Raw genomic sequence first — 20236 nt, 5'->3', positions numbered from 1 at the left:
AAATCCGTACGCTTGTTGCCTGGGCCATTGCCGCAGCGCTGGCCTTGCCGGCCGTCGCAAGCGCGCAGGTCAACAGTCTGCCGTCGCAGCCACATCTGTTGGTCAAAGGCGAGGCTGAGCGCGAGGTGGTGCCGGATCGCTTCGGGGTCAAGATCACGCTGAGCGCAGTGGATGCCGATCCAGATGCGGCGCGCAAGCGTGTGCAGACCAATGCGGCAAACGTGCTGCTTGCGTTCAAGCAACAGCACGCGCTCGCTGACAGCGTGCAGGCGACGACGCTGTCGATCGAGCCAGAGCAGCGCTACGAAGACGACAAGCAAATCTTCAGCGGGACCCGCGTGCAGCGAACCTTGTCTGCTGATTTCGGAACGCTGGACGACGTGCGTGGCTTGCTTGGCAAGCTCAGGACCAGCGAAGAACTGCAAGTGTCCGGCATCGCACCGCACTATAGCGGCGAAGTCGCGCTGCGTGCCGAACTCAAGCGTCAGGCTGCCGAACAGACCCGCGCGTCGGCGCAAGCGCTGGCAAACGCCTATGGCGTTCGCCTGGGCGGCCTGTACACCATTTCGGAAGTGGCGCCGGACTTCGCTTATGGCATCCAGGCTGGCCATTGGCCATCGGGATCGCGTCGCCAAGGTCTAGTCAGCGGGAACTACCGGCCTACGCCACTCCCGATGCCTCCACCCGCCGCCGAATCCCTCGAAGCCGGCAGCCTCACCCTTTCCGAAAACGTCTATGCGGTCTTCCTGATCGCGCAATGAGTCCTTCGCTATGCGGTGTGCGGCGGACACCGACGCAGTGCGCCGGCTGATCCGTCCGGCGCGCGCGATGGCACCCATGTATGAGCCCGTCGCTCACCGCCCCACGTCGCGCGCCGCGCGGTCGATGAAATCGGCGACCGCCTGCGGGTGCGACACCAGCGACAGGTGGCTCGACGCCAGATGCTGGACCTGGGCACCGATGTCGTGCGCCAGTTGCCGCTGCACCGTCGGCGGCAGGGCGTGATCCTTGTCGGTGACCAGATACCAACTGGGCTTGCTGCGCCATGCCGCATGCGACACCCTGTCGGCGAAGGCGCGCGCGGCGATGGGCTGCTGCGTGGCAGCGAGCACACGCACCTTGTCTATCGGCACATCGCCCGCCATGACGGTTCGAAAGGCGGCTGGCGCGTCGAGCCACAGCCATCCGTCCGCATCGGGCGTCAGGCCGTCCATGGGTGCGTGCAGCCGGGTCAGCAGCTCGGCGACCGATTCGTTGCTGTCGGGCACGAGGGCGGACAGATAGACCAGGCCGCGGACGTTGTCGGCATTGCCGGCTTCGGTGATGACCGCGCCTGCCCAGGAGTGCCCGACGAGCAGAACAGGTCCGCGCTGCCGCGCCAGCACGCGGCGGGTTGCGGCGACGTCGTCGGCCAGCGAGGTCAGCGGGTTCTGCACGGCCGTCACGTGGTAGCCCTTGCGCTGCAGTCGCCGTACGACCTCCGCCCAGCTCGATCCGTCGACGAATGCGCCGTGCACCAGCACGATGTTCGGCACGGCACCGCGGAGCGTCTCGGCCCGGCTTGATCGCGGAAACACACTGGCAGCGAGCATGCCGGCGACCGCAAGGCCCGCAAGAAGCTTGGTGGGGAACGCCATGAGAATTCCTTTGCCGTGTGCTCAGGCGGGCTGGGCGCTGACCACGGCGGCGGCGCTTGCCCAGCGTGCCGCCAGTGCGTCGGCGCGGATCGACGGCTCGAAACCTTGTACCGACACCGCGACCAGCCCATGGGTCACGAACGGATCCTCCGCCATCATGGCGTCGAGTTCGACGCGGCTCGTGCATGACGCCAGCACGATCCCGCCGGATTTGTCCGCATTCGGTCCCGCCGCCAGGATGCGGCCTGCCTGGATATGGTTCGCCAGCCATCGGCGGTGAGCATCGAGATGCGCCTGGATGTACTCGGGCGGGCGGAGGTAGGACAACGCGACGATGTAGATCATCTGGATTCCTCGGAAAGTGCGGGTGATCAGTGCAGGGCGATCTGGCGCGCAACATCGGCCGCGGCACTGCGGGCGGCGGACATGGCCTGCGTGGCCAGCACATCGCCCTTCGAAAGGGGTTCGGCGCGAACGACATGCACATCGGTGATGCCCAGGAAGCCCAGCGTGGCCTTGAGATACGGCTCCTGGAAGTCCAGTGGCGCGAGGGGGCCGCTCGTGTAGACGCCGCCGCGCGTGGTCACGATCACCACGCGCTTGCCAGTGGCCAGTCCTATCGGACCGTCGGGCGTGTAGCGGAAGGTCCGGCCGGGCTGCACGATCCGGTCGATCCACGCCTTCAACTGCGTGGCGACCGAGAAGTTGTACATCGGTGCGCCGACGACCACGACGTCGCTGGCCAGGAATTCGGTGACCAGCGCTTCGGATCGCGCGTGCTCGGCGGCCACGCTTGCCGTGTCCGCCGGTGCGGTCAAGGGGCGAAATCCGGCCGCGACGGGGCCATCGAGATGCGGAATCGCTTCGGCGACGAGGTCGCGGTAGCGGATCTGTGCCGCTGGCACGTGCGCCAGCAGCTCTGCGACAACCAATGCCGTCAGCGCTCGGGACGCCGACGCATCGCCGAGGATGCTCGAATCGAGGTGGAGGATGTGCATGGTGCTCTGTCCGCTGTTGGGTGAGTGGAGCTGCGCGTGGGTCGCGCCGGCTCGACGATGCGGAGGATGGCCGCCCGGTCGCTGGGCGTCCAAGACGGAATATGGGAAAGTTGAGACCCAAAAGGACACACCCAAATGCTCGACCTGCGCCAGCTTCGGTATTTCGTTGCGGTGGCCGAAACCGAGAACGTCGGTCGTGCGGCCGAGCAGTTGTACATCTCGCAGTCGCCGCTGAGCCGGCAGATCAAGCAACTGGAGGAGCAGTTGGGCGTGCTGTTGTTCGAACGCAGCAAGCAGCGCATCCGGCTCACCCAGGAGGGGCGCGATCTGCTCGGCGAGGTGCGGACGCTGATCGCCAACGCCAATCGGGTCGAGACCTTCGCGCGGCGCCTCGGTGCGGGCAGCGCCGGGCGCCTGGCGATCGGCTACGTGGAGGGCGCGATGTATGCGAACGTGGTCAGCCCGAGCGTGCGCGCGTTCCGGATCGCCAGCCCGTCGGTGCTGCTGTCGCTGCAGGGATTGGGGACCGCGGTGCAGTTCGATTACCTGCGCCGGCACATGCTCGACGTGGGGCTCGCCTACAGGATGCCGGAACGCGATACCGGCCTGAGCAGCGCCCTGGTGCTGGATGAGCCGTTGACGCTGGCAATCCCGAAGGGGCATCCGTTGTGTCGTTCGCGCAGCATCACCCCGGCGCAGCTCGACGGGCAGACCTGGATCGCGGTGACGCGCCAGCCGGTGGACACGATTCGCCCGGCATTGCTCGCCGCCTGCCAGGATGCCGGTTTCACGCCGGACATCGCCTACGAGACCTCCGATCCACTGGCCTCGCTGTATCTGGTGAGTGCCGGCCTCGGTGTGGCGCTGGTCCAGTCCGCGTTGAAGGAGCGCGCGCCGGCCGGCATCGTGTTCCGCGATCTGCCTTGGCTGAGACTGCGGGTGAAGCTGTATCTGGTCTGGCGCAGCGACGATGCGCGTCCGATCGTCGCCACCTTCCGCGAGGCGGTCGCCACCTTTGCCGGGCACGCGCTCGACGCTTGAGTGCAGCACCCGCCACGGCGGAAGCCCGACCGGTCCGCAGTGCTGTCGCCGAGCGCGGTAATGTGCCGTGGGCGCGCGGTCTAACAGCGGGGTTTACCTGGTCCGCTGTCTGCGGCGACACGACAGCCGCGGCGCGCAATCGACACTGTCGAACATGGGCATTACACTCGGGACCGGCCTGTCGCCGCTGCCTGCAGCGGTGGCCGGACCCTCCATCGATCAAGTGGCCGAGTGCATGACCCGCAACATCCCGTCCAACGTGGTGCATTGGTGGCGCTTCTCCTAGAAGCGGCGCACCCCTGCGGTCCATGACTGCACGATCGCCGCCCTGACCGGTGGCGGCTTCCCTCGGCTCCCGGCATGGCGGCTCCCAACGAAGGAGAGTTGTCTTGTCCCCCACCAGATCCACGCCTCCCATGCCTGCCGCGCGTCACGGCGCCTGTCCGGGTTCCCGCGTCTGCGGAGCCGGCGCCTCCCTCCACGGATCGGCGGCATCCATGCGTGAGGACCGAACCGCTCCTGGTGCTGTCGTTGCGGGTGCTGCGCGGCAACGATGGCGGGCGCGAACGATGCTGCGGTTGCGCCGCACCCAGCCATCGCGCGTCAATACTGCACGCGGATCGGCTTTCTCTCTCTCCAAGACATGCAATGAAAAATCAATAGGTTAAGTCGATGACCGTCTTGATGCTGGATAACTACGACAGCTTTACCTACAACCTCGTGCAGTACCTGCAGGCGCTCGGTGCCGAGGTCAAGGTGGTGCGCAACGATGCGCTCAGCGTGGACGAGATCGAGCGCCTGGCGCCCGAGCGCATCGTCATCTCGCCGGGGCCGTGCACGCCGAACGAGGCCGGGGTGTCGCTGCAACTGATCGAGCGGCTGGGCCAGCGCACGCCGATCCTGGGCGTGTGCCTGGGCCACCAGAGTATCGGCCAGGTCTACGGCGGGCAGGTGGTGCGCGCCGGCACCATCATGCACGGCAAGACCTCGCGCATCCGCCACGAGGGCCGCGGCGTGTTCACCGGCCTGCCGGACCGCTACGAGGCCACCCGCTACCACTCGCTGGTGGTGGAGAAGACCACGCTGCCCGACTGCCTGGAAGTGACGGCCTGGACCGAACACGACGACGGCACGGTGGAGGAGATCATGGGCCTGCGCCATCGCCAGTTCCCGGTCGAGGGCGTGCAGTTCCATCCCGAGTCCATCCTCACCGAGCATGGCCACGCCTTGCTGAAGAACTTCCTGGAGCGCTGAGCGCGCCGCGCCGGCGTCGCCCGCCTTCCGTCACTGCCGGACCCTGCCGATGCACGATCGCACCGACGCCTTCCATTTCTACGAACCGGCCAACGGCCACGGCTTGCCGCACGACCCGTTCAACGCCATCGTCGGGCCGCGGCCGATCGGCTGGATCGGTTCGCGCGGCGCCGATGGCGTCGCCAATCTGGCGCCCTACAGCTTCTTCAACGCCTTCAACTACGTCCCGCCGATCGTCGGCTTCGCCAGCATTGGCTGGAAGGACAGCGTGCGCAACATCGAGGCCACGGGCGAGTTCACCTGGAACCTGGCCACGCGGCCGCTGGCCGAGGCGATGAACGCCAGTTCCGCCGCGGTGGCGCCGGAGGTGGACGAGTTCGCGCTGGCCGGCCTGACCGTCGCGCCCTCGCGCCTGATCGGTGCGCCGCGGGTGGCCGCCAGCCCGGTCAGCTTCGAATGCCGGCTCAGCCAGTTGCTGCCGCTGCAGAGCGCACGCGGCGAGCCGATCCAGACCTGGCTGGTGCTGGGCGAGGTGGTCGGCGTGCACATCGCCGAGCACGCCCTGCAGGACGGCATCTACGACCCGGCCGCGGTCGCCACCCTGCTGCGCGCCGGCGGCCCGGCCGACTACTTCGAGGTGCTGGCGCAAGGGCGCCTGCGCATGCCGCGGCCGACGCCTCCGCGCTGACCCGCGCCGCCTTTCCTCATTCGCCTAACCGCAGACCCGTCTTCGCCATGACCATCACCCCCCAGCAAGCCCTGCAACGCACCATCGAGCACCGCGAGATCTTCCACGACGAGATGGTCGGGCTGATGCGGCAGATCATGCGCGGGGAGGTCTCGCCGATGATGACCGCGGCCATCCTCACCGGCTTGCGCGTCAAGAAGGAAACGGTCGGCGAGATCGCCGGCGCGGCGCTGGTGATGCGCGAGTTCTCGCGCACCGTGCCGGTCGCCGACCGCACCCACATGGTCGACATCGTCGGCACCGGCGGCGACGGCTCGCACACCTTCAACATCTCCACCTGCGCAATGTTCGTCGCCGCCGCGGCCGGCGCCAAGGTCGCCAAGCACGGCAACCGCAGCGTCTCCTCCAAGTCCGGCAGCGCCGACGCGCTGGAGGCACTGGGCGCGGCGATCGAACTGCAGCCCGAACAAGTGGCGCAGGCGCTGGAGGCCACCGGCATCGGCTTCATGTTCGCACCGGTGCACCACCCGGCGATGAAGGTGGTGGCGCCGGTGCGGCGCGAGATGGGCGTGCGCACCATCTTCAACATCCTCGGTCCGCTGACCAATCCGGCCGGTGCGCCGAACATCCTGATGGGCGTGTTCCACCCCGACCTGGTCGGCATCCAGGCGCGCGTGCTGCAGGAGCTGGGCGCCGAGCGCGCGCTGGTGGTGTGGGGTCGCGACGACATGGACGAGCTCTCGCTCGGCGCCGGCACCCTGGTCGGCGAACTGCGCGACGGCCAGGTCCGCGAGTACGAAGTACACCCGGAGGACTTCGGCATCGCCATGTCGGCCAGCCGCAACCTCAAGGTCGCCGACGCCGCCGAATCGATGGCGATGCTGCGCGCCGTGCTCGACAACGTGCCCGGCCCGGCGCTGGACATCGTCGCCTTCAACGCGGGCGCGGCGCTGTACGTGGCCGGCCTGGCCGCCGACATCGGTGCCGGCATCGCCCTGGCGCGTGCGGCCATCGCCGACGGCCGCGCGCGGGCGAAGCTGGAGGCCTACGTGGCCTGCACCCGCGGCCTGGCCGGGCTGGACTGAACCGCCTTTGCCAGCGCCCGATCCCGGTTCTCACCCCCGACACCCTGCATCGCCGATAATCCGGCCATCCCCCAGGATTCCCACCGCATGAGCAGCGACATTCTCCGCACCATCCTCGCGCGCAAGGCCGACGAGATCGCCGAGCGCAGCGCGCGCGTGCCGCTGGCCGAGCTGGTCGCCCGTGCCGAGGCCATGCCGCCCACCCGCGGCTTCGCCCGCGCGCTGCAGGCGGCCATCGCCAACGGCGACCCGGCGGTGATCGCCGAGGTCAAGAAGGCCAGCCCGTCCAAGGGCGTGATCCGCCCGGACTTCCACCCGGCCGACATCGCGGTCAGCTACGAGTTCGGCGGCGCCGCCTGCCTGTCGGTGCTGACCGACGAGGATTTCTTCCAGGGCCACGACCGCTATCTGCAGCAGGCACGCGACGCCTGCACCCTGCCGGTGCTGCGCAAGGACTTCACCATCGATCCGTACCAAGTCTACGAGGCGCGCACGCTCGGCGCCGACTGCATCCTGCTGATCGTGGCCGCGCTGGACGACCTGCAGCTGGCCGAGCTGTCGTCGCTGGCCCTGCAACTGGGCATGGACGTGCTGGTGGAAGTGCACGACATCGACGAGCTGGAACGCGCGCTGCAGGTGCCGGCGCCGCTGATCGGCATCAACAACCGCAACCTGCGCACCTTCGAGGTGTCGCTGCAGACCACCCTGTCGATGCAGAACGCGGTGCCGCGCGACCGCCTGCTGGTCACCGAAAGCGGCATCCTCGGCCCGGACGACGTGGCGCTCATGCGCGGCGCCGGCGTGCACGCGTTCCTGGTCGGCGAGGCGTTCATGCGCGCCGAGGAGCCGGGCGAGGCGCTGCGCCAGCTGTTCTTCGCGGCATGAGTGCGCAGGACCCGAGCTCGTATCCGCTGCCGCGTGCCGATGCGCCGCTGGTGGTGTTCGATTTCGACCACACCCTGTACGACGGCGACTCCGGCAGCCACCTGTTCGCCTGGCTGATCAAGCGCAATCCGCTGCGCCTGACCGCCGCGGTGCTGGCCACGCCGCTGTTAGGGCCGCTGGTGGCGATGCTGCCGACCCGCCGCACCGGTATCTCCGGCTATGTCTGGATCGCCAGCTTCGGCCTGCGCCGCGCGCGCGAGTTCAACCGCATCATCGACCAGTACGTGCTGCAGCATCAGGCGCAGATCCGCCAGCGGCTGCTGCCGCAGGCGCTGGAGGTGTTCGCTCGGCACCGCGCCGCCGGCGATCGCGTGGTGGTCGCCACCGGCGCGCCGCCGGAACTGGCGCGCGCCATCCTCGGCTTCGTCGCGCACCAGGACGTGCCGGTGGTCGGCAGCCTGATCGGCCCGCGCCTGGGTGCGGTCACCGCCACCCGCCACTGCCACAACGAGGAAAAGATGCGCATGCTGCGCGAACTGGGTTACGGCGAGATCGCCATGGCCTATTCCGACAGCACCGCCGATCTGCCGCTGCTGCAGGCCGCGGCCGCGCCGGTGGTGGTCAATCCCAAGCACGGCGCGGTGGCGGTGTTCCGCCGGCTGCTGCCGTCTGGCACGCCAATTCTCAACTGGGGCTGCCGCGACCGCGCTGGCGACGCCGCCGGTTCCCGCTAGGGCGCGCCGCGGCAGGAAGGCCGGCGATCAGCCGCCGGCCCCGCGGTAGGCGCTGTCGCTGCCCACCAAGGCGTGGTGCAGCGGCGCGACCCACTGGCCGCGGTCGATGTCGTAGGCGCCGAAGCTGCCCTCGAACTCCCAATACGCCCAGGCGAAATGGCGTTTCTCGGCGGCGTTGACCACCGCCACCGTCCAGGCCAGCCGATCGGCCGGCGGCGCCTGCTCGTAGGCACCGAACTCGCCCAGCAGTACCTGCCGATGGTGCGCCTTGGCCCAGGCCGCGATGCGGTCGAATTCGCCGTACAGCTTGGTCCGGTCGGCCGCACTGCCCCAGCTCACGCCGGTGTGGTCGCGGATGTCCGCCGGGGCCCACGGCGCGCCCTGGTGGGTGAAGCGGAACGGGTTGTAGTAGTGCACGGTGACCAGCAGGTGCGCATCGTCATCGGGCAGGCGCAGGCTGTCGAGCGCGGTGAAGGAATTGCTGCTGGCCGGGCCCACCACCACCGTGCGGGTCGGGTTGTCGCGGCGGATGATCGGCAACGCATCGCGCAGCAGATCGTTCCACACCGCGCTGGTCATCTGGCCGTTGGGCTCGTTGAGGATCTCGAACAGCACCGACGGCGGCGCGTGGCGGTAGCGCGGGGCGATCTGACTCCAGAACGCCAGCAGTTTGGTCCGGCACACCGCCGCGTCGGCCGCGCAGGGGTGGAAGTCGTGTTCGTCCAGGATCACGTTCAGGCCCGCGGCGGTGGCCTGGTCGACCACCGTGTCCAGCGTCTTCAGCCAGCTCGGGTCGAGCCGGTTGTCCGCGTCCATGTGCGCGAACGCCTGCAGGTTGACCCGCACCGTGCGGAAGCCGCCGTCGCGGATCGTGCGGTACAGCGGCGGGCGGAAGCGCGCCTTCGCCGGGTCGTTCCACAGCGGGTCGTAGCCGAGGATGTTGACCCCGCGCCCGAGCTGGGCGAAGGCGTCGTCGGCCCGTGCGCGCGGCGCCGGCAGCGCCAGACACAACAAGGCCAGGAGCAATGGGATGGCACGCATGGCGGTCTCGCGGGGCAGGGGAGTGGCGAGACGCGCGGCCATCGGCGGCGGCATCCCGGCCGCGATCATCGCGCGGTCCACCCATGAAAAAGCGAACGCGGCCTGACCGCAGATCAGCTCAACAGAGAAGGTGCCTCAGGCGCCACGAACGCCGCCGTTACGAATCCCCAATCCCCAATCCCGACTCCCCACCTTCAGCCCAGCCAGCGATACAGCGCCCCACCCACCTGATACAGGCTGATGCCCAGCACCAGCAGGCCCACCGCCACCAGCACCCAGCGCTCGCGCACGCGCTTGACCAGCAACGCCGCCAGCGGCGCGGCGAGCATGCCGCCGACCAGCAGGCCGAGCACGATGTCCAGGTGCTGCACGCCCATGGTCAGCAGGAAGGTCAGCGAGATCGACAGCGTCACCAGGAACTCGGCGGCGTTGACCGTGCCGATGGTGGTGCGCGCCTGGCCGCCGTGGGCGAGCAGGGTCGAGGTCGCCACCGGTCCCCAGCCGCCACCGCCGCTGGCATCCAGCAGGCCGGCGACGAAGCCCAGCAGCGGCACCCGCTGCACCTCGCGGCGCGGCAGCGCACGGCCAGCCGCGCGCAGCAGGATCAGCACCGCCAGGGCGAGCAGGTACAGATAGACGAAGGGGCGGATCAGCTCGCCCGGCAGTTGCGTCAGCACGTAGGCGCCGGCGATGCCGCCGGCCATGCCCGGCAGCGCCAGGCGCAGGAACAGCCGCTTGTCCACATTGCCCAGGGCCAGGTGTGACAGCCCCGAGGCGCCGGTGGTGAAGACCTCGGCGCTGTGCACGCTGGCACTGACCACGGCCGGCGGCAGGCCCAGGCTCAGCAGGACCGACGAGGAGACCAGACCGAAGGCCATGCCCAGCGCGCCGTCCACCAGTTGCGCGGCCAGGCCGACCAGCACGAACCAGTAGAACGTCTCGCTCAGCAGCATCGCGCCGGGCCTATCGCCCCATGGCGGTCAGCGCGCGCCGTACAGCACCACGGTCTTGCCGCGGGCATGCAGGATGCCGTCGACCTGCAGCTTCTTCAGCACCCGGCCGGCCATCTCGCGCGAGCAGCCGACCAGCCGCGCCAGTTCCTGCCGCGACACGCGCAACTGCATGCCCTGTGGATGGCTCATCGCCTCCGGCTCCTGGGCCAGGTCGTGCAGGGTGCGCACGATGCGGTCGGTGACGTCCAGGAACGCCAGGCGGCTGGCCTTGCGCGAGGTGTCCAGCAGGCGCTTGGACAGCTGCACGCCGATCGCGTACAGCACCCGCGGCGCATCGGACGACAGCGAGCCCAGGAACAGCTGATGCAGGCGCTCGTAGCTGATCTCGGCCAGTTCGCAGGGCGTGCGGGTGCGCAGGATCACCTCGCGCTGGTCGGACTCGATGAACAGGCCCATCTCGCCGACGAACTCGCCGCTGCCGAAATAGCCCAGCACCAACTCGCGGTCGTCATCTTCCTCGGCGATGATGCTGACCGAGCCGCTGACGACGTAGTACAGGGTGCCGGCCGGGTCGCCAGGCCTGAACACATCCGTCCGCGCCGGATAGCGGCGACGGTGGCTGTGGGCCAGGAAGCGGTCGATGGTGGCGGTGTCCAACGTCAGAGGACTTGGAGCGATGCGCACAGGTGCTGCAGTGGATGTGTTTCCGGGGCTCATGGCGGCTTCGCTACGGCGTAATTCCCGAAGCTTAACGGGACGCGTTCGCGGCGGCAAACAAGAGACGGGCGCCACGTTTCGCAGCGGAGCCATTTGGCTCATAATTGAGTGTCTTTCCCCACCCACTTCCAGAGGATCCACGCCGTGGTCAAGCCGTTGCCTCGCCTGAGGCTGCAAGGTTTCAACAACCTCACCAAGGCGTTGAGCTTCAACATCTACGACGTCTGCTACGCGATCTCCGAAGAGGAGCGCCAGCGCTACATCGAGTACATCGACGAGCAGTACGACGCCGACCGCCTGACCCAGATCCTCACCGATGTGGCCGAAATCATCGGCGCCAACATCCTCAACATCGCGCGCCAGGACTACGATCCGCAGGGCGCCTCGGTGACGATCCTGATCTCCGAAGAGCCGGTCATCGACAAGAAGGCCGCCGGCAAGGAGATCATTTCCGATGCCGTGGTCGCGCACATGGACAAGAGCCACATCACCGTCCATACCTACCCGGAAACCCACCCGCAGCACGGTATCGCCACGTTCCGCGCCGACATCGACGTCGCCACCTGCGGCGTCATTTCGCCGCTGAAGGCCCTCAATTACCTGATCGAGAGCCTGGAATCGGACATCGTGATCATGGATTACCGCGTGCGCGGCTTCACTCGCGACGTGAAGGGTAAGAAGCACTACATCGACCACAAGATCAACTCGATCCAGAACTTCCTGGCCAAGAACGTCAAGTCGCGCTACGAGATGTTCGACGTCAACGTCTATCAGGAGAACATCTTCCACACCAAGATGCACCTGAAGGACTTCGACCTGGACCAGTACCTGTTCGAGGAGAAGGCCAAGAACCTCTCGTTCAAGGAGCGCATGCGCATCGAAGCGCTGCTCAAGCGCGAGATCGAGGAGCTGTTCCACGGGCGCAACCTGTCCGAGTAGGCAGCCTCCACACCGGCGGGACGACCCGCCCGCAGCCTGCGCTGCGACCCCTGCCGACGGCGGCCCGATGTGCAGACATCGGGCCGTTTTCGTTTTCATTTGTCTACGGAGAAAGACAATGCCCTGGATCTACCTGTTGCTGGCCGGCCTGTTCGAGATCGGCTTCGCCCTCGGCCTCAAGTACAGCGAAGGCTTCACCCGGCTGTGGCCATCCCTGGGAACCATGGCCGGTGCCGCCCTCAGCCTGTGGCTGCTGACCCAGGCGCTCAAGCACATCCCGCTGGGCACCGCCTATGCGATCTGGACCGGCATCGGGGCGCTGGGCACGGCCGTGCTCGGCGTGGTCCTGTTCGGCGACAGCGCCTCGCCGGCGCGGCTGGCCTGCATCGGTTTGATCGTGGTCGGGGTGATCGGCCTGAAACTGGTCGCGCACTGAGCGGCGCGCGCAGGAACTCAGGCGGCGGCGATGCGGCGTCGGGTCAGCACCCGGCCGATCAGCAGCCGGTGCGCCACCACCGCCAGCAGGGCGGCGATCGACAGCGCGATCATCGCGCGGGTGAACACGCTGCCGAGGTTGCCGGCATGCTGCAACTGGTCCAGGCGCCCGAAGCGCGCGGGGTCGGCGTTGGCGTAGGCGATCTCGACGGTGGCGCCGTCCAGCAGCAGCGGCGCGGCCTCGGCGCCGCTGGCCTCGAAGGCGCCGCTGTGCAGGCGGCCCTTGCTCTCGAACACATAGTGGAAGCGGTAGCGCACCAGCGGCTCGGTCTGCACGCCGAAGGCGCCATCGGCGATCACCGGCACGGTCGCCACCGAATGGTCGCGCAGGATCGCGCTGGCCTGGCGGTAATCGCCGAGCAGGTGGTGCAACAGGGTGCCGCCGCCGAGCGCGAACAGGGTTGCGAACAGCAGGCGCGACAACCAGCGGGTGCGGGGCGATGGCAGATGGAGCGTGGATGCGGGCATGGCAGTCGGCAGGCGGAGCGCACGCGGGCGCGGCTCGGCACGGGTACATCGGTGGCTGCGGCACATGGCGGTGCTGCGGCCGGAACGGCGTGCGCCGACGTGGAATCAGTCAGCGTTCGTTCACTTTACCCCCATTGGGCCGGCAATGCCAGCCGGCGCATCGCCGGTCCGACCGGCGGGCGGCTACAGCCGATAGGCGACGGCCTTCATCAGCCGCGAGGCGGCGGCCATCACCGTGGGGATCGGCGGCGGCAGGCGCCGTGCGCCGGCCTGTTCGGCATGCTCGGCGTGGCGGGCCTCGTCGGCCTTCATCACCTTCAGCACGTCGCGGCTGCGCAGGTCGGCCGGCGGCAGGGTCTGCAGGTGTTCGTCCAGGTGCGCCTCGACCTGGCGCTCGGTCTCGACCACGAAGCCCAGGTTCCAGCCGTCGCCACGCAGGCCGGCCAGGGTGCCGATCGCGTAGCTGCCGGCGTACCACAGCGGATTGAACAGGCTGGGGCGGCTGTCCAGTTCGCGCAGCCGCGCCGCGCACCAGGCCAGGTGGTCGGTCTCTTCCTGCGCCGCCTCCAGCAGGTGCGCACGGGTGGCCGGATCGCGCGCGACCGCGGCCTGGCCGAAATACAGGCCCTGGGCGCAGACCTCGCCGACGTGGTTGATGCGCATCAGGCCGGCGGCATGGCGGCGCTCGTCCGGCGCCAGCACCACATCGGCGGTGGCCGCGGCCGGGTAGGGGCGCTGCGCCGGCGGGTCGCCGAATACCGTCTCCAGCGCGCGCTGGGCCTCGACCAGGGCGCGATCGAGCGGGGAATGCTGGCGGCTGGTCGTCATATGGGCAAGCCCGGAAGCGGTGGGGATCCCGATTTTCGCCGCCGACCGGCTCACTGCCAAGCGCGCCGCTGCCCGATCTCCGCCGGTCATGGGTGGACTTGCGCCGGCCGGCTGGGCCACGTAGAATTTCGCCTCTTGCGTTTTTGCAATTCACAACGCGTGGCAAAGTTCCGGCCGTTCGCTGCAGGAATCCGCCCGACCAACCGAGTCTGATCATGAGCACCTTCACTGCTAAGTCCGAGACCGTCCAGCGCGACTGGTATCTCGTCGACGCCGCCGGCAAAACGCTGGGCCGGCTTTCCACCGAACTGGCCCGCCGCCTGCGCGGCAAGCACAAGCCGGTCTACACCCCGCACGTCGATACCGGCGATTACCTGGTGGTGATCAACGCCGAGAAGATCGTCGTCACCGGCAACAAGCTCAAGGACAAGAAGTATCACCGCTTCACCGGCTACATCGGCAACCTGAAGACCGAGAGCCTGGAGCAGGCGCTGGAGCGCCACCCGGAGCGCGTGATCGAAATCGCGGTCAAGGGCATGCTGCCCAAGGGCCCGCTGGGCCGCGCGATGTACCGCAAGCTCAAGGTCTATTCCGGTGCGGAGCATCCGCACGCCGCTCAGCAGCCGCAGGTTCTGGATATCTAATCATGGCGATTTCGCAAAACTACGGCACTGGCCGCCGCAAGTCCTCCACCGCCCGCGTGTTCCTGCGCAAGGGCACCGGCAACATCTCCGTCAACGGCCGTCCGCTGGACGAGTTCTTTGGCCGCGAGACCGCGCGCATGATCGTGCGCCAGCCGCTGGAGCTGACCAAGAACACCGAAAGCTTCGACATCCTGGTCACCGCCACCGGCGGCGGCACCACCGGCCAGGCCGGTGCGATCCGCCTGGGCATCGCCCGCGCGCTGGTCGAGTACGACGAAACCCTGAAGACCGAGCTGCGCAAGGCCGGCTTCATGACCCGCGACGCCCGCGAAGTCGAGCGTAAGAAGGTCGGTCTGCACAAGGCCCGTCGCGCCACCCAGTTCTCCAAGCGCTGATCCATCGCGCCTGGCGTGGGCTCCTTCGGGAGCCTGCTGGGGACGACGCAAAAGCCCGGCTTCGGCCGGGCTTTTGTCTTTCTGGCCTGGTGCTGCGGCGTCTGGCTTCGCTGGAGGGGAGTGGGTGGTCGGATTGGCGGCCTTGGATGGTGGTTGTCTGATCGCGGTGCCCGGGCTGGCTTGGTGGGCGTTCGCTGCAGCAGCGTCGCCACTTCAGGCGAGTGCGCAACCGGGAGTGAGTAGCTGATCTCGGCATTCGCTATGCGAAGGCTCAGTCCGAAATGCGTCGGGTGAAAAGCCCCCTTGGAGTCCAAGGGGGCGCGCCGACAGGCGCGGGGATGTGGGGGCGGAAGGCCGGGGCCCGCACCTTGCGCAGCAAGGTGTGGGGCGCAGGCGCTTTGCGCCTGCGCGAACCCGCAGCCAAACACACAAAAAAGGCCGATCTTTCGATCGGCCTTTTTTGTGTGTTTGGCTGCCCCGGATGGATTCGAACCACCGAATGCCTGAGTCAGAGTCAGGTGCCTTACCGCTTGGCGACGGGGCAATGTGGACTGCAAGTATCGCACGCCTTGGGCGTACACACCATGGTGGCTATGGGTGGACTCGAACCACCGACCCCAGCATTATGAGTGCTGTGCTCTAACCGGCTGAGCTACATAGCCCTGGTGAACCGCCAATTCTTATGGAGAAGCGGGCGGCTGTCAACGGGTTTCTGCGCTGCTTGTGGCCCGGCCGCAGCCATGGCAGAGTCGGAGCCAGTAGATTTTTCAGGAGTCCGCATCGTGATCGATCCGGACGGCTATCGACCGAACGTAGGCATCGTGCTGATGCGGCCGGATGGTCAGGTGTTCTGGGCACGCCGCGTGCGCCGGGACGGCTGGCAGTTCCCGCAAGGCGGCATGAACACCGACGAGACCCCGGTGGAGGCCATGTACCGCGAGTTGCGCGAAGAAACCGGGCTGTTGCCCGAGCATGTGGAAGTGCTCGGCGCCACCCCCGGTTGGCTGCGCTATCGCCTGCCCAGCCGGGCCATCCGCCGCAACGAGCGCCAGGTCTGCATCGGCCAGAAGCAGGTATGGTTCCTGCTGCGGATGCAGTGCGACGAGAGCCAGCTGAATCTGGAACTGACCGAGACGCCGGAGTTCGACCACTGGCGCTGGGTCGATTTCTGGTACCCGGTGGAGCACGTCGTGTTGTTCAAGCGCGGGGTCTACGCGCGGGCGCTGCGCCATCTGGCGCCGCTGGCGCAGACCATCGCCGGCGCCGGCATCCGCGCCATGCCGACCCTGGCCCAGGAGGCCTGGTTGCCGGGCAATACCGCCGGCCACGAGCGCCCGCGCAAGCGTCCGCGCAAGCGCGGCGGGCCTTGGGCAGCGCGTATTAATAACGATTAACGGGCGGAATTGACAACCATTCTCACTTTGGTTTGAATGGGTGCCAGGCGCAGTCCGCGCCGTCCGCCGCCAAGCCCGCCGTGTACGTCTGCATCTGCAATGGGGTCACCGATCGCCAGATCCGCGAAGCCGCCGACGCCGGCTGCCGCAGCGTGTCCGAACTGACCATGCGCACGGGCTGCGGCGCCACCTGCGGCTCCTGCCTGGACATGGCCGGCGAGCTGCTCGAGCGCGCGCTGAGCCGCGAACTGCCCTTGCCGGTGCTGGGCGGCCTGGCCCGCGCCGCCTGAGTGCGGCTGCCGCGCTGCGGCGCGGGATGATCACGATTCGCGTTCCTTCACGTCGCGGCGCGATTCGCTAGAGTCTGCGCTTTCCGGATTTACGCGAGCGACAGCATGAAGGGCGACAGCAAAGTCATCGAGTTCCTCAACAAGGTCCTCTACAACGAGCTGACCGCGATCAACCAGTACTTCCTGCACGCCAAGATGCTGAAGAACTGGGGCCTGAAGGAATTGGCCGAGCACGAGTACAAGGAATCCATCGACGAGATGAAGCACGCCGACAAGCTGGCGGACCGCATCCTGTTCCTCGAGGGGCTTCCCAACTTCCAGGCGCTGGGCAAGCTGCGCATCGGCGAGAACCCCAAGGAAATCCTCGAGTGCGACCTGGCGCTGGAGCAGGACGGCACGGTCACGCTGCGCGAGGGCATCGCCTACGCCGAATCGATCCAGGACTACGTCAGCCGCCAGCTCCTGGCCGACATCCTGGAATCGGAAGAAGAGCACATCGACTGGCTGGAAACCCAGCTCGACCTGATCGATCGCATCGGCGAGCCGAACTATCTGCTGACCAAGCTCGACGACTGAATCGTCGGCGCAGGTTGCCGCGGCGTTGGCCTGGGGCTCCGCCGCGATCGAGCGTGTTCGCTGCTGCACGCAGGGACTGCGTCGGCCCCGGCGTACACGAGCGGGAACGGCTTCAGCCGCGATGCGGTGTCGGTGAAGCGTCGCGGCTGAAGCCGCTCCTACACGAATCGAACAAGCGGCTGAATCGCGCTGCCTCAGTTATGTGCGATCACAGACCCCGATCGTGCGAGGAGGGACAGGTCAGGAAGGCGCATCGCGACGCCCATGTCAGCGCCGCGTCGCTCTTGCTGTAGGAGCGGCTTCAGCCGCGACGCGTGGCATCAGAAGCCGCGGCGGATCCGGAAAGCGACAAGCGCCGTTCGCTACGCGGGCAACCTGCATGCGTCAGGTCGGGCGATTCGCTCCACCTGGCCGTCATCCTCTGCGGGCGTGGACGGCGAAACGCATTGAGCGTCCTCAGATCTCCGCACGCCTCAGGGCGCGGCGCTGTCCTCGACGGCATCGCGGACGCTGGCGCGGTAACCGCTCAGCGCCAGGCGCGCGCGCGCGAACTCCGCGATCACCAGGGCGACCGCGACCACCGGGCGCTCCAGCGTGCCGGTGCGTACGCCCGATTCGATGCGCAGCGCCGCCGCCGACAGCGCGAGCGCGCCGAGGTTGGCGGCCGAGGATTTCAGCGTGTGCGCGGCTTCGCGCAGCACGTCGCTCTGCGCCGTCGCCGCGGCCTGCTCCAGGCGCTGGATCAGCAGCGGCGCATCGGCCAGGAACAGCTCGACGATCTGGGTCACGCTGGCGGCACCGATGACGTCGCGCAGTTCGTCCAGCACCGCGATGTCCAGCACTGGCGCCGGCACTGCCGATGGTGGTTGCAGATCGTCGGCCTCTGGCGAGGCGAGCGGCGGCGTCGACGCCGCGGTGGCGACGCGCGACGCCAGGTCCTGTTCCGGCGCAGGCGCGGCCGGGGGAGCTTCGCGCATGTCGTGATCGAGCGATGGCATTGGGGCGGTCGACGGGGTAGTGGGGCTGGATGCCGTAGCAGGCGTGGCCGCCGCGGCGTCGGCCATGGGCATGTCGGCGTGGCGGGTGTCCTGCGGTTCGACGCGCATCGCGCTGGCGAGCGCCTCCGTGGCCGCTCCATTCGCGATGGCGGCCGTTGCCGGGGCTGCGTCCGCCTCGGGCGCGAACGCCGCGCTGGCCGGCAAGGCCGCCGGTTGCAGCGGCAGCCAGCGCTGCAGGCAGGTCTCGAGCCGCGCACGGTCGATCGGCTTAGACAGGTAGTCGTCCATGCCGGCATCGAGGCAGCGCTGTCTGTCGCCGGCCATCGCGTTGGCGGTCATCGCCACGATCGGCAGGCGTGGGCGCGCCATCTCGGCCTCGCGCTGGCGCCATTGGCCGGTGGCGGCGTAGCCGTCCAGCACCGGCATCTGGCAGTCCATCAGCACCAGGTCGTACGGCTGCTGCGCCAACTGCGCCAGTGCGGCGGCGCCGTCCTCGACGCTGTCGGCGTGGTGGCCCAGCGATTCCAGCAGGCGCCGCGCCACCATCAGGTTGACCGGATTGTCCTCGACCAGTAGCAGCCGGTAGCCGCTGCGCGGCGGCGGGGCGTCGGCGATCGCGCTCGCCGCGTCCGCGGCGGGAGGGGACGTTGCGCTGTCCGCGGCGTCCTGCGCGAAGGCGTCGTGGTAGAACGTATCCGCGGCGTCGTCGCTGGCGCCCACCGTCTCGTTGGCCAGGTGCGGCGTCGCCGGCGCCAGTGCCAGCATGCTGCGCAGATCGATGTCGGCGGCCTGCCGCGACAGCAGGGCGCCGTGCGCGCGGATCTCCTCGGGAATGTCGGCCTCGCCGTACAGCCAGATCAGCCGCGTGGTCTGCGGTGCCGGCAGCCGCGCCACCGCGCGCTGCAGGGCGCGTGCGCTCTGCCGCAGGCCGTCCAGGTCGCCGATCACCAGGTCGTAGGCCGCGCGCGCGCCGCTGCCGTTGCCGTTGCCGCGCAGCCGCTCCAGCGCCTCCTGGGTCGAATCGACCTTGCTGACCTGCACGCCCCAGTTCGGCAGCAGCACGCTCAGGCGCTGCTGCAGGCGCTGGTCGGCGCCGACCAGCAACGCATGCAGTCGCGGCAGGCCGCCCGGGTGCTGCGCCAGGTCGCCGATCACCTTCAGCAACGGGATCTCGAACCAGAACGTGGCGCCCTGGCCCTGCCGCGAGGTCACGCCGATGCGCCCGCCCATCAGTTCGACGATGCGCTTGCAGATGGTCAGGCCCAGGCCGGTGCCGCCGTACAGGCGCGTGGTGGAAGCGTCGGCCTGGGTGAAGGCCTGGAACAGGTGCTCCTGGCGTTCGGCGCTGATGCCGATGCCGGTGTCGCGCACCTCGAAGCGCAGCAGGTGCTGCGCCGGGGTCTCGCCGAGCCGGCGCACGCCCAGGTCGATGCCGCCGCGCGCGGTGAACTTGACCGCGTTGCCGAGCAGGTTGCTCAGCACCTGGCGCAGGCGCACCGGATCGCCGCGCACCGGCAGGCGCACCGCCGGGTTCAGCTGCAGCGTCATGCGCAGGCCCTTGGCCTCGGCCGCGCGCTGCATCAGCTCCAGCACGCCGTCGAGCAGCTCGCGCAGGTTGAAGGTGGTGATCTCCAGCTCCAGCCGGTTCGCTTCCAGCTTGGAGTAATCCAGGATGTCGTCGACGATGCGCAGCAGTTGCAGCGAGGAGGTGCTGGCCGCGCGCAGCATCTCGCGCTGGTCCAGGCCGAGCGGGCCGCGCCCGATCAGCTCCAGCATCGGGATGATGCCGTTGAGCGGGGTGCGGATCTCGTGGCTCATCGTCGCCAGGAACTCGCCCTTGGCCAGCACCGCCGCCTCGGCGGCCTGCTTGGCCTGCAGCAGTTCCTGTTCCAGCCGCTCGCGCGCATGCACGTCGTGCTGCAGGGCGTTGCGTTCGGACTCGGCCAGCGCGGCACGCGCCAGCGCCGCATCCAGGCGTTCGATCTGCTGGCGCGCGCGGCAGCCGGCGAGGGTGGCCAGGGCCGCGGCGGCGGCCATGCAGACCGGCGCCAGCCAGTGCCACGGCGCCGGCAAGGGCAGTGCCAGCGGCGGCAGCGCCAGCAGGGTGCCGGCGACGGCGAGCACCGCGGCGAAGGCCGCCGGCCGTGGGACGGGCCGACGTCGACGGACGGACATG

Annotated in this window: 24 protein-coding genes and 2 tRNA genes; 15 read left to right on the top strand and 11 right to left on the bottom strand. The window is 68.7% G+C overall.

Annotated elements, in window-relative coordinates; translation table 11 throughout:
• Positions 1 to 2 precede the first annotated feature (2 nt).
• Positions 3 to 761, top strand: a complete 759-nt coding sequence (locus tag AC1PLR_RS19710) for an SIMPL domain-containing protein (RefSeq protein WP_481103647.1) — start codon at positions 3 to 5, stop codon at positions 759 to 761.
• A gap of 93 nt (positions 762 to 854) precedes the next feature.
• Here AC1PLR_RS19710 and AC1PLR_RS19705 read toward each other — a convergent pair whose 3' ends face one another.
• Genes AC1PLR_RS19705 through AC1PLR_RS19695 form a run of 3 tightly spaced genes read right to left on the bottom strand, consistent with a single transcriptional unit; the run spans position 855 to position 2635 of the window.
• Positions 855 to 1637: an alpha/beta fold hydrolase gene (locus AC1PLR_RS19705; RefSeq protein ID WP_481102058.1), complete on the bottom strand. Its 783-nt coding sequence runs from the start codon at positions 1635 to 1637 to the stop codon at positions 855 to 857.
• Between the two features lie 21 nt (positions 1638 to 1658).
• Positions 1659 to 1982, bottom strand: a complete 324-nt coding sequence (locus AC1PLR_RS19700; RefSeq protein WP_481102057.1) for a YciI family protein — start codon at positions 1980 to 1982, stop codon at positions 1659 to 1661.
• A gap of 26 nt (positions 1983 to 2008) precedes the next feature.
• Positions 2009 to 2635 (bottom strand): FMN-dependent NADH-azoreductase, encoded by a 627-nt coding sequence (locus AC1PLR_RS19695; RefSeq protein WP_010341406.1) that lies wholly within the window; start codon positions 2633 to 2635, stop codon positions 2009 to 2011.
• A gap of 135 nt (positions 2636 to 2770) precedes the next feature.
• On the opposite strand from AC1PLR_RS19695, the gene AC1PLR_RS19690 reads away from it, so the two are divergent.
• From AC1PLR_RS19690 to AC1PLR_RS19660, 7 genes are all read left to right on the top strand, one after another.
• On the top strand, positions 2771 to 3676 hold the full coding sequence (locus tag AC1PLR_RS19690; RefSeq protein ID WP_019799298.1) for a LysR substrate-binding domain-containing protein: 906 nt from the start codon (positions 2771 to 2773) through the stop codon (positions 3674 to 3676).
• A 154-nt stretch (positions 3677 to 3830) separates the two neighbouring features.
• Positions 3831 to 3962, top strand: coding sequence for a hypothetical protein (locus AC1PLR_RS19685; RefSeq protein WP_481099239.1), 132 nt, complete (start codon positions 3831 to 3833; stop codon positions 3960 to 3962).
• Positions 3963 to 4348: 386 nt separating this feature from the next.
• A complete protein-coding gene (locus AC1PLR_RS19680) occupies positions 4349 to 4930 on the top strand; it encodes an anthranilate synthase component II (protein WP_481102056.1) in 582 nt (193 codons plus the stop codon).
• Positions 4931 to 4979: 49 nt separating this feature from the next.
• Complete coding sequence (locus AC1PLR_RS19675; protein WP_481102055.1) at positions 4980 to 5618, top strand: flavin reductase family protein; 639 nt, start codon at positions 4980 to 4982, stop codon at positions 5616 to 5618.
• Positions 5619 to 5665: 47 nt separating this feature from the next.
• Complete coding sequence (gene trpD / locus AC1PLR_RS19670; protein WP_481102054.1) at positions 5666 to 6703, top strand: anthranilate phosphoribosyltransferase; 1038 nt, start codon at positions 5666 to 5668, stop codon at positions 6701 to 6703.
• A gap of 87 nt (positions 6704 to 6790) precedes the next feature.
• Complete coding sequence (trpC, locus tag AC1PLR_RS19665) at positions 6791 to 7588, top strand: indole-3-glycerol phosphate synthase TrpC (protein ID WP_010341411.1); 798 nt, start codon at positions 6791 to 6793, stop codon at positions 7586 to 7588.
• Positions 7585 to 8322, top strand: a complete 738-nt coding sequence (locus AC1PLR_RS19660) for a haloacid dehalogenase-like hydrolase (protein ID WP_481102053.1) — start codon at positions 7585 to 7587, stop codon at positions 8320 to 8322. Before trpC ends, AC1PLR_RS19660 begins: the two co-directional genes overlap by 4 nt.
• A 27-nt stretch (positions 8323 to 8349) precedes the next feature.
• Here AC1PLR_RS19660 and AC1PLR_RS19655 read toward each other — a convergent pair whose 3' ends face one another.
• The 3 genes from AC1PLR_RS19655 to crp form a co-directional block, all read right to left on the bottom strand.
• Positions 8350 to 9363 (bottom strand): glycoside hydrolase family 5 protein, encoded by a 1014-nt coding sequence (locus AC1PLR_RS19655; RefSeq protein WP_481102052.1) that lies wholly within the window; start codon positions 9361 to 9363, stop codon positions 8350 to 8352.
• Positions 9364 to 9557: 194 nt separating this feature from the next.
• The gene (locus AC1PLR_RS19650; RefSeq protein ID WP_481102051.1) at positions 9558 to 10316 is read right to left on the bottom strand and encodes a sulfite exporter TauE/SafE family protein; all 759 of its coding nucleotides are present in this window, start codon (positions 10314 to 10316) and stop codon (positions 9558 to 9560) included.
• A 27-nt stretch (positions 10317 to 10343) separates the two neighbouring features.
• Complete coding sequence (gene crp, locus AC1PLR_RS19645) at positions 10344 to 11033, bottom strand: cAMP-activated global transcriptional regulator CRP (protein ID WP_010341415.1); 690 nt, start codon at positions 11031 to 11033, stop codon at positions 10344 to 10346.
• A 144-nt stretch (positions 11034 to 11177) separates the two neighbouring features.
• Here crp and speD point away from each other — a divergent pair, with 144 nt between their 5' ends.
• Both speD and sugE read left to right on the top strand, forming a co-directional pair.
• Complete coding sequence (gene speD / locus AC1PLR_RS19640) at positions 11178 to 11972, top strand: adenosylmethionine decarboxylase (protein WP_017910332.1); 795 nt, start codon at positions 11178 to 11180, stop codon at positions 11970 to 11972.
• A 118-nt stretch (positions 11973 to 12090) separates the two neighbouring features.
• A complete protein-coding gene (sugE, locus tag AC1PLR_RS19635) occupies positions 12091 to 12408 on the top strand; it encodes a quaternary ammonium compound efflux SMR transporter SugE (protein ID WP_209229085.1) in 318 nt (105 codons plus the stop codon).
• A 17-nt stretch (positions 12409 to 12425) separates the two neighbouring features.
• Here sugE and AC1PLR_RS19630 read toward each other — a convergent pair whose 3' ends face one another.
• Complete coding sequence (locus AC1PLR_RS19630; protein WP_481102050.1) at positions 12426 to 12935, bottom strand: hypothetical protein; 510 nt, start codon at positions 12933 to 12935, stop codon at positions 12426 to 12428.
• 183 nt (positions 12936 to 13118) lie between these two features.
• Positions 13119 to 13763, bottom strand: a complete 645-nt coding sequence (gene coq7, locus AC1PLR_RS19625) for a 2-polyprenyl-3-methyl-6-methoxy-1,4-benzoquinone monooxygenase (protein ID WP_010341419.1) — start codon at positions 13761 to 13763, stop codon at positions 13119 to 13121.
• Positions 13764 to 13978: 215 nt separating this feature from the next.
• Between coq7 and rplM the strand changes: the two genes are divergently transcribed.
• Together rplM and rpsI are read left to right on the top strand one after the other, a co-directional pair.
• Positions 13979 to 14407: a 50S ribosomal protein L13 gene (gene rplM, locus AC1PLR_RS19620; RefSeq protein WP_010341420.1), complete on the top strand. Its 429-nt coding sequence runs from the start codon at positions 13979 to 13981 to the stop codon at positions 14405 to 14407.
• A 2-nt stretch (positions 14408 to 14409) separates the two neighbouring features.
• Positions 14410 to 14802, top strand: a complete 393-nt coding sequence (gene rpsI / locus AC1PLR_RS19615; protein WP_010341421.1) for a 30S ribosomal protein S9 — start codon at positions 14410 to 14412, stop codon at positions 14800 to 14802.
• 469 nt (positions 14803 to 15271) lie between these two features.
• On the opposite strand, the gene AC1PLR_RS19610 is transcribed toward rpsI, so the two are convergent.
• A tRNA-Gln gene (locus tag AC1PLR_RS19610) sits at positions 15272 to 15346 on the bottom strand.
• Positions 15347 to 15387: 41 nt separating this feature from the next.
• Positions 15388 to 15464, bottom strand: a tRNA-Met gene (locus AC1PLR_RS19605).
• 120 nt (positions 15465 to 15584) lie between these two features.
• On the opposite strand from AC1PLR_RS19605, the gene AC1PLR_RS19600 reads away from it, so the two are divergent.
• The 3 genes from AC1PLR_RS19600 (at position 15585) to bfr (ending at position 17062) form a co-directional block, all read left to right on the top strand.
• Positions 15585 to 16196: an RNA pyrophosphohydrolase gene (locus tag AC1PLR_RS19600; RefSeq protein WP_010341422.1), complete on the top strand. Its 612-nt coding sequence runs from the start codon at positions 15585 to 15587 to the stop codon at positions 16194 to 16196.
• An 80-nt stretch (positions 16197 to 16276) separates the two neighbouring features.
• A complete protein-coding gene (locus AC1PLR_RS19595; protein WP_481070173.1) occupies positions 16277 to 16486 on the top strand; it encodes a (2Fe-2S)-binding protein in 210 nt (69 codons plus the stop codon).
• A gap of 105 nt (positions 16487 to 16591) precedes the next feature.
• Entirely contained in the window at positions 16592 to 17062 is a 471-nt protein-coding gene (gene bfr / locus AC1PLR_RS19590; protein ID WP_017910327.1) for a bacterioferritin, read from the top strand.
• A gap of 473 nt (positions 17063 to 17535) precedes the next feature.
• On the opposite strand, the gene AC1PLR_RS19585 is transcribed toward bfr, so the two are convergent.
• On the bottom strand, positions 17536 to 20235 hold the full coding sequence (locus AC1PLR_RS19585) for a hybrid sensor histidine kinase/response regulator (RefSeq protein ID WP_481102049.1): 2700 nt from the start codon (positions 20233 to 20235) through the stop codon (positions 17536 to 17538).
• Position 20236 lies beyond the last annotated feature (1 nt).

The organism is Xanthomonas sp. NCPPB 3570 (assembly GCF_056725115.1).
The sequence above is the reverse complement of the archived record's forward strand: the minus strand, read 5'-3'. Positions and strand labels throughout refer to the sequence as shown.

What these genes read in the sequence shown, in the direction of transcription:
- AC1PLR_RS19705 (WP_481102058.1), bottom strand. Translation starts at nt 1,637, where the DNA reads ATGGCGTTCCCCACCAAGCTTCTTGCGGGCCTTGCGGTCGCCGGCATG.
- AC1PLR_RS19700 (WP_481102057.1), bottom strand. Translation starts at nt 1,982, where the DNA reads ATGATCTACATCGTCGCGTTGTCCTACCTCCGCCCGCCCGAGTACATC.
- AC1PLR_RS19695 (WP_010341406.1), bottom strand. Translation starts at nt 2,635, where the DNA reads ATGCACATCCTCCACCTCGATTCGAGCATCCTCGGCGATGCGTCGGCG.
- AC1PLR_RS19690 (WP_019799298.1), top strand. Translation starts at nt 2,771, where the DNA reads ATGCTCGACCTGCGCCAGCTTCGGTATTTCGTTGCGGTGGCCGAAACC.
- AC1PLR_RS19685 (WP_481099239.1), top strand. Translation starts at nt 3,831, where the DNA reads ATGGGCATTACACTCGGGACCGGCCTGTCGCCGCTGCCTGCAGCGGTG.
- AC1PLR_RS19680 (WP_481102056.1), top strand. Translation starts at nt 4,349, where the DNA reads ATGACCGTCTTGATGCTGGATAACTACGACAGCTTTACCTACAACCTC.
- AC1PLR_RS19675 (WP_481102055.1), top strand. Translation starts at nt 4,980, where the DNA reads ATGCACGATCGCACCGACGCCTTCCATTTCTACGAACCGGCCAACGGC.
- trpD (WP_481102054.1), top strand. Translation starts at nt 5,666, where the DNA reads ATGACCATCACCCCCCAGCAAGCCCTGCAACGCACCATCGAGCACCGC.
- trpC (WP_010341411.1), top strand. Translation starts at nt 6,791, where the DNA reads ATGAGCAGCGACATTCTCCGCACCATCCTCGCGCGCAAGGCCGACGAG.
- AC1PLR_RS19660 (WP_481102053.1), top strand. Translation starts at nt 7,585, where the DNA reads ATGAGTGCGCAGGACCCGAGCTCGTATCCGCTGCCGCGTGCCGATGCG.
- AC1PLR_RS19655 (WP_481102052.1), bottom strand. Translation starts at nt 9,363, where the DNA reads ATGCGTGCCATCCCATTGCTCCTGGCCTTGTTGTGTCTGGCGCTGCCG.
- AC1PLR_RS19650 (WP_481102051.1), bottom strand. Translation starts at nt 10,316, where the DNA reads ATGCTGCTGAGCGAGACGTTCTACTGGTTCGTGCTGGTCGGCCTGGCC.
- crp (WP_010341415.1), bottom strand. Translation starts at nt 11,033, where the DNA reads ATGAGCCCCGGAAACACATCCACTGCAGCACCTGTGCGCATCGCTCCA.
- sugE (WP_209229085.1), top strand. Translation starts at nt 12,091, where the DNA reads ATGCCCTGGATCTACCTGTTGCTGGCCGGCCTGTTCGAGATCGGCTTC.
- AC1PLR_RS19630 (WP_481102050.1), bottom strand. Translation starts at nt 12,935, where the DNA reads ATGCCCGCATCCACGCTCCATCTGCCATCGCCCCGCACCCGCTGGTTG.
- coq7 (WP_010341419.1), bottom strand. Translation starts at nt 13,763, where the DNA reads ATGACGACCAGCCGCCAGCATTCCCCGCTCGATCGCGCCCTGGTCGAG.
- rplM (WP_010341420.1), top strand. Translation starts at nt 13,979, where the DNA reads ATGAGCACCTTCACTGCTAAGTCCGAGACCGTCCAGCGCGACTGGTAT.
- rpsI (WP_010341421.1), top strand. Translation starts at nt 14,410, where the DNA reads ATGGCGATTTCGCAAAACTACGGCACTGGCCGCCGCAAGTCCTCCACC.
- bfr (WP_017910327.1), top strand. Translation starts at nt 16,592, where the DNA reads ATGAAGGGCGACAGCAAAGTCATCGAGTTCCTCAACAAGGTCCTCTAC.
- AC1PLR_RS19585 (WP_481102049.1), bottom strand. Translation starts at nt 20,235, where the DNA reads ATGTCCGTCCGTCGACGTCGGCCCGTCCCACGGCCGGCGGCCTTCGCC.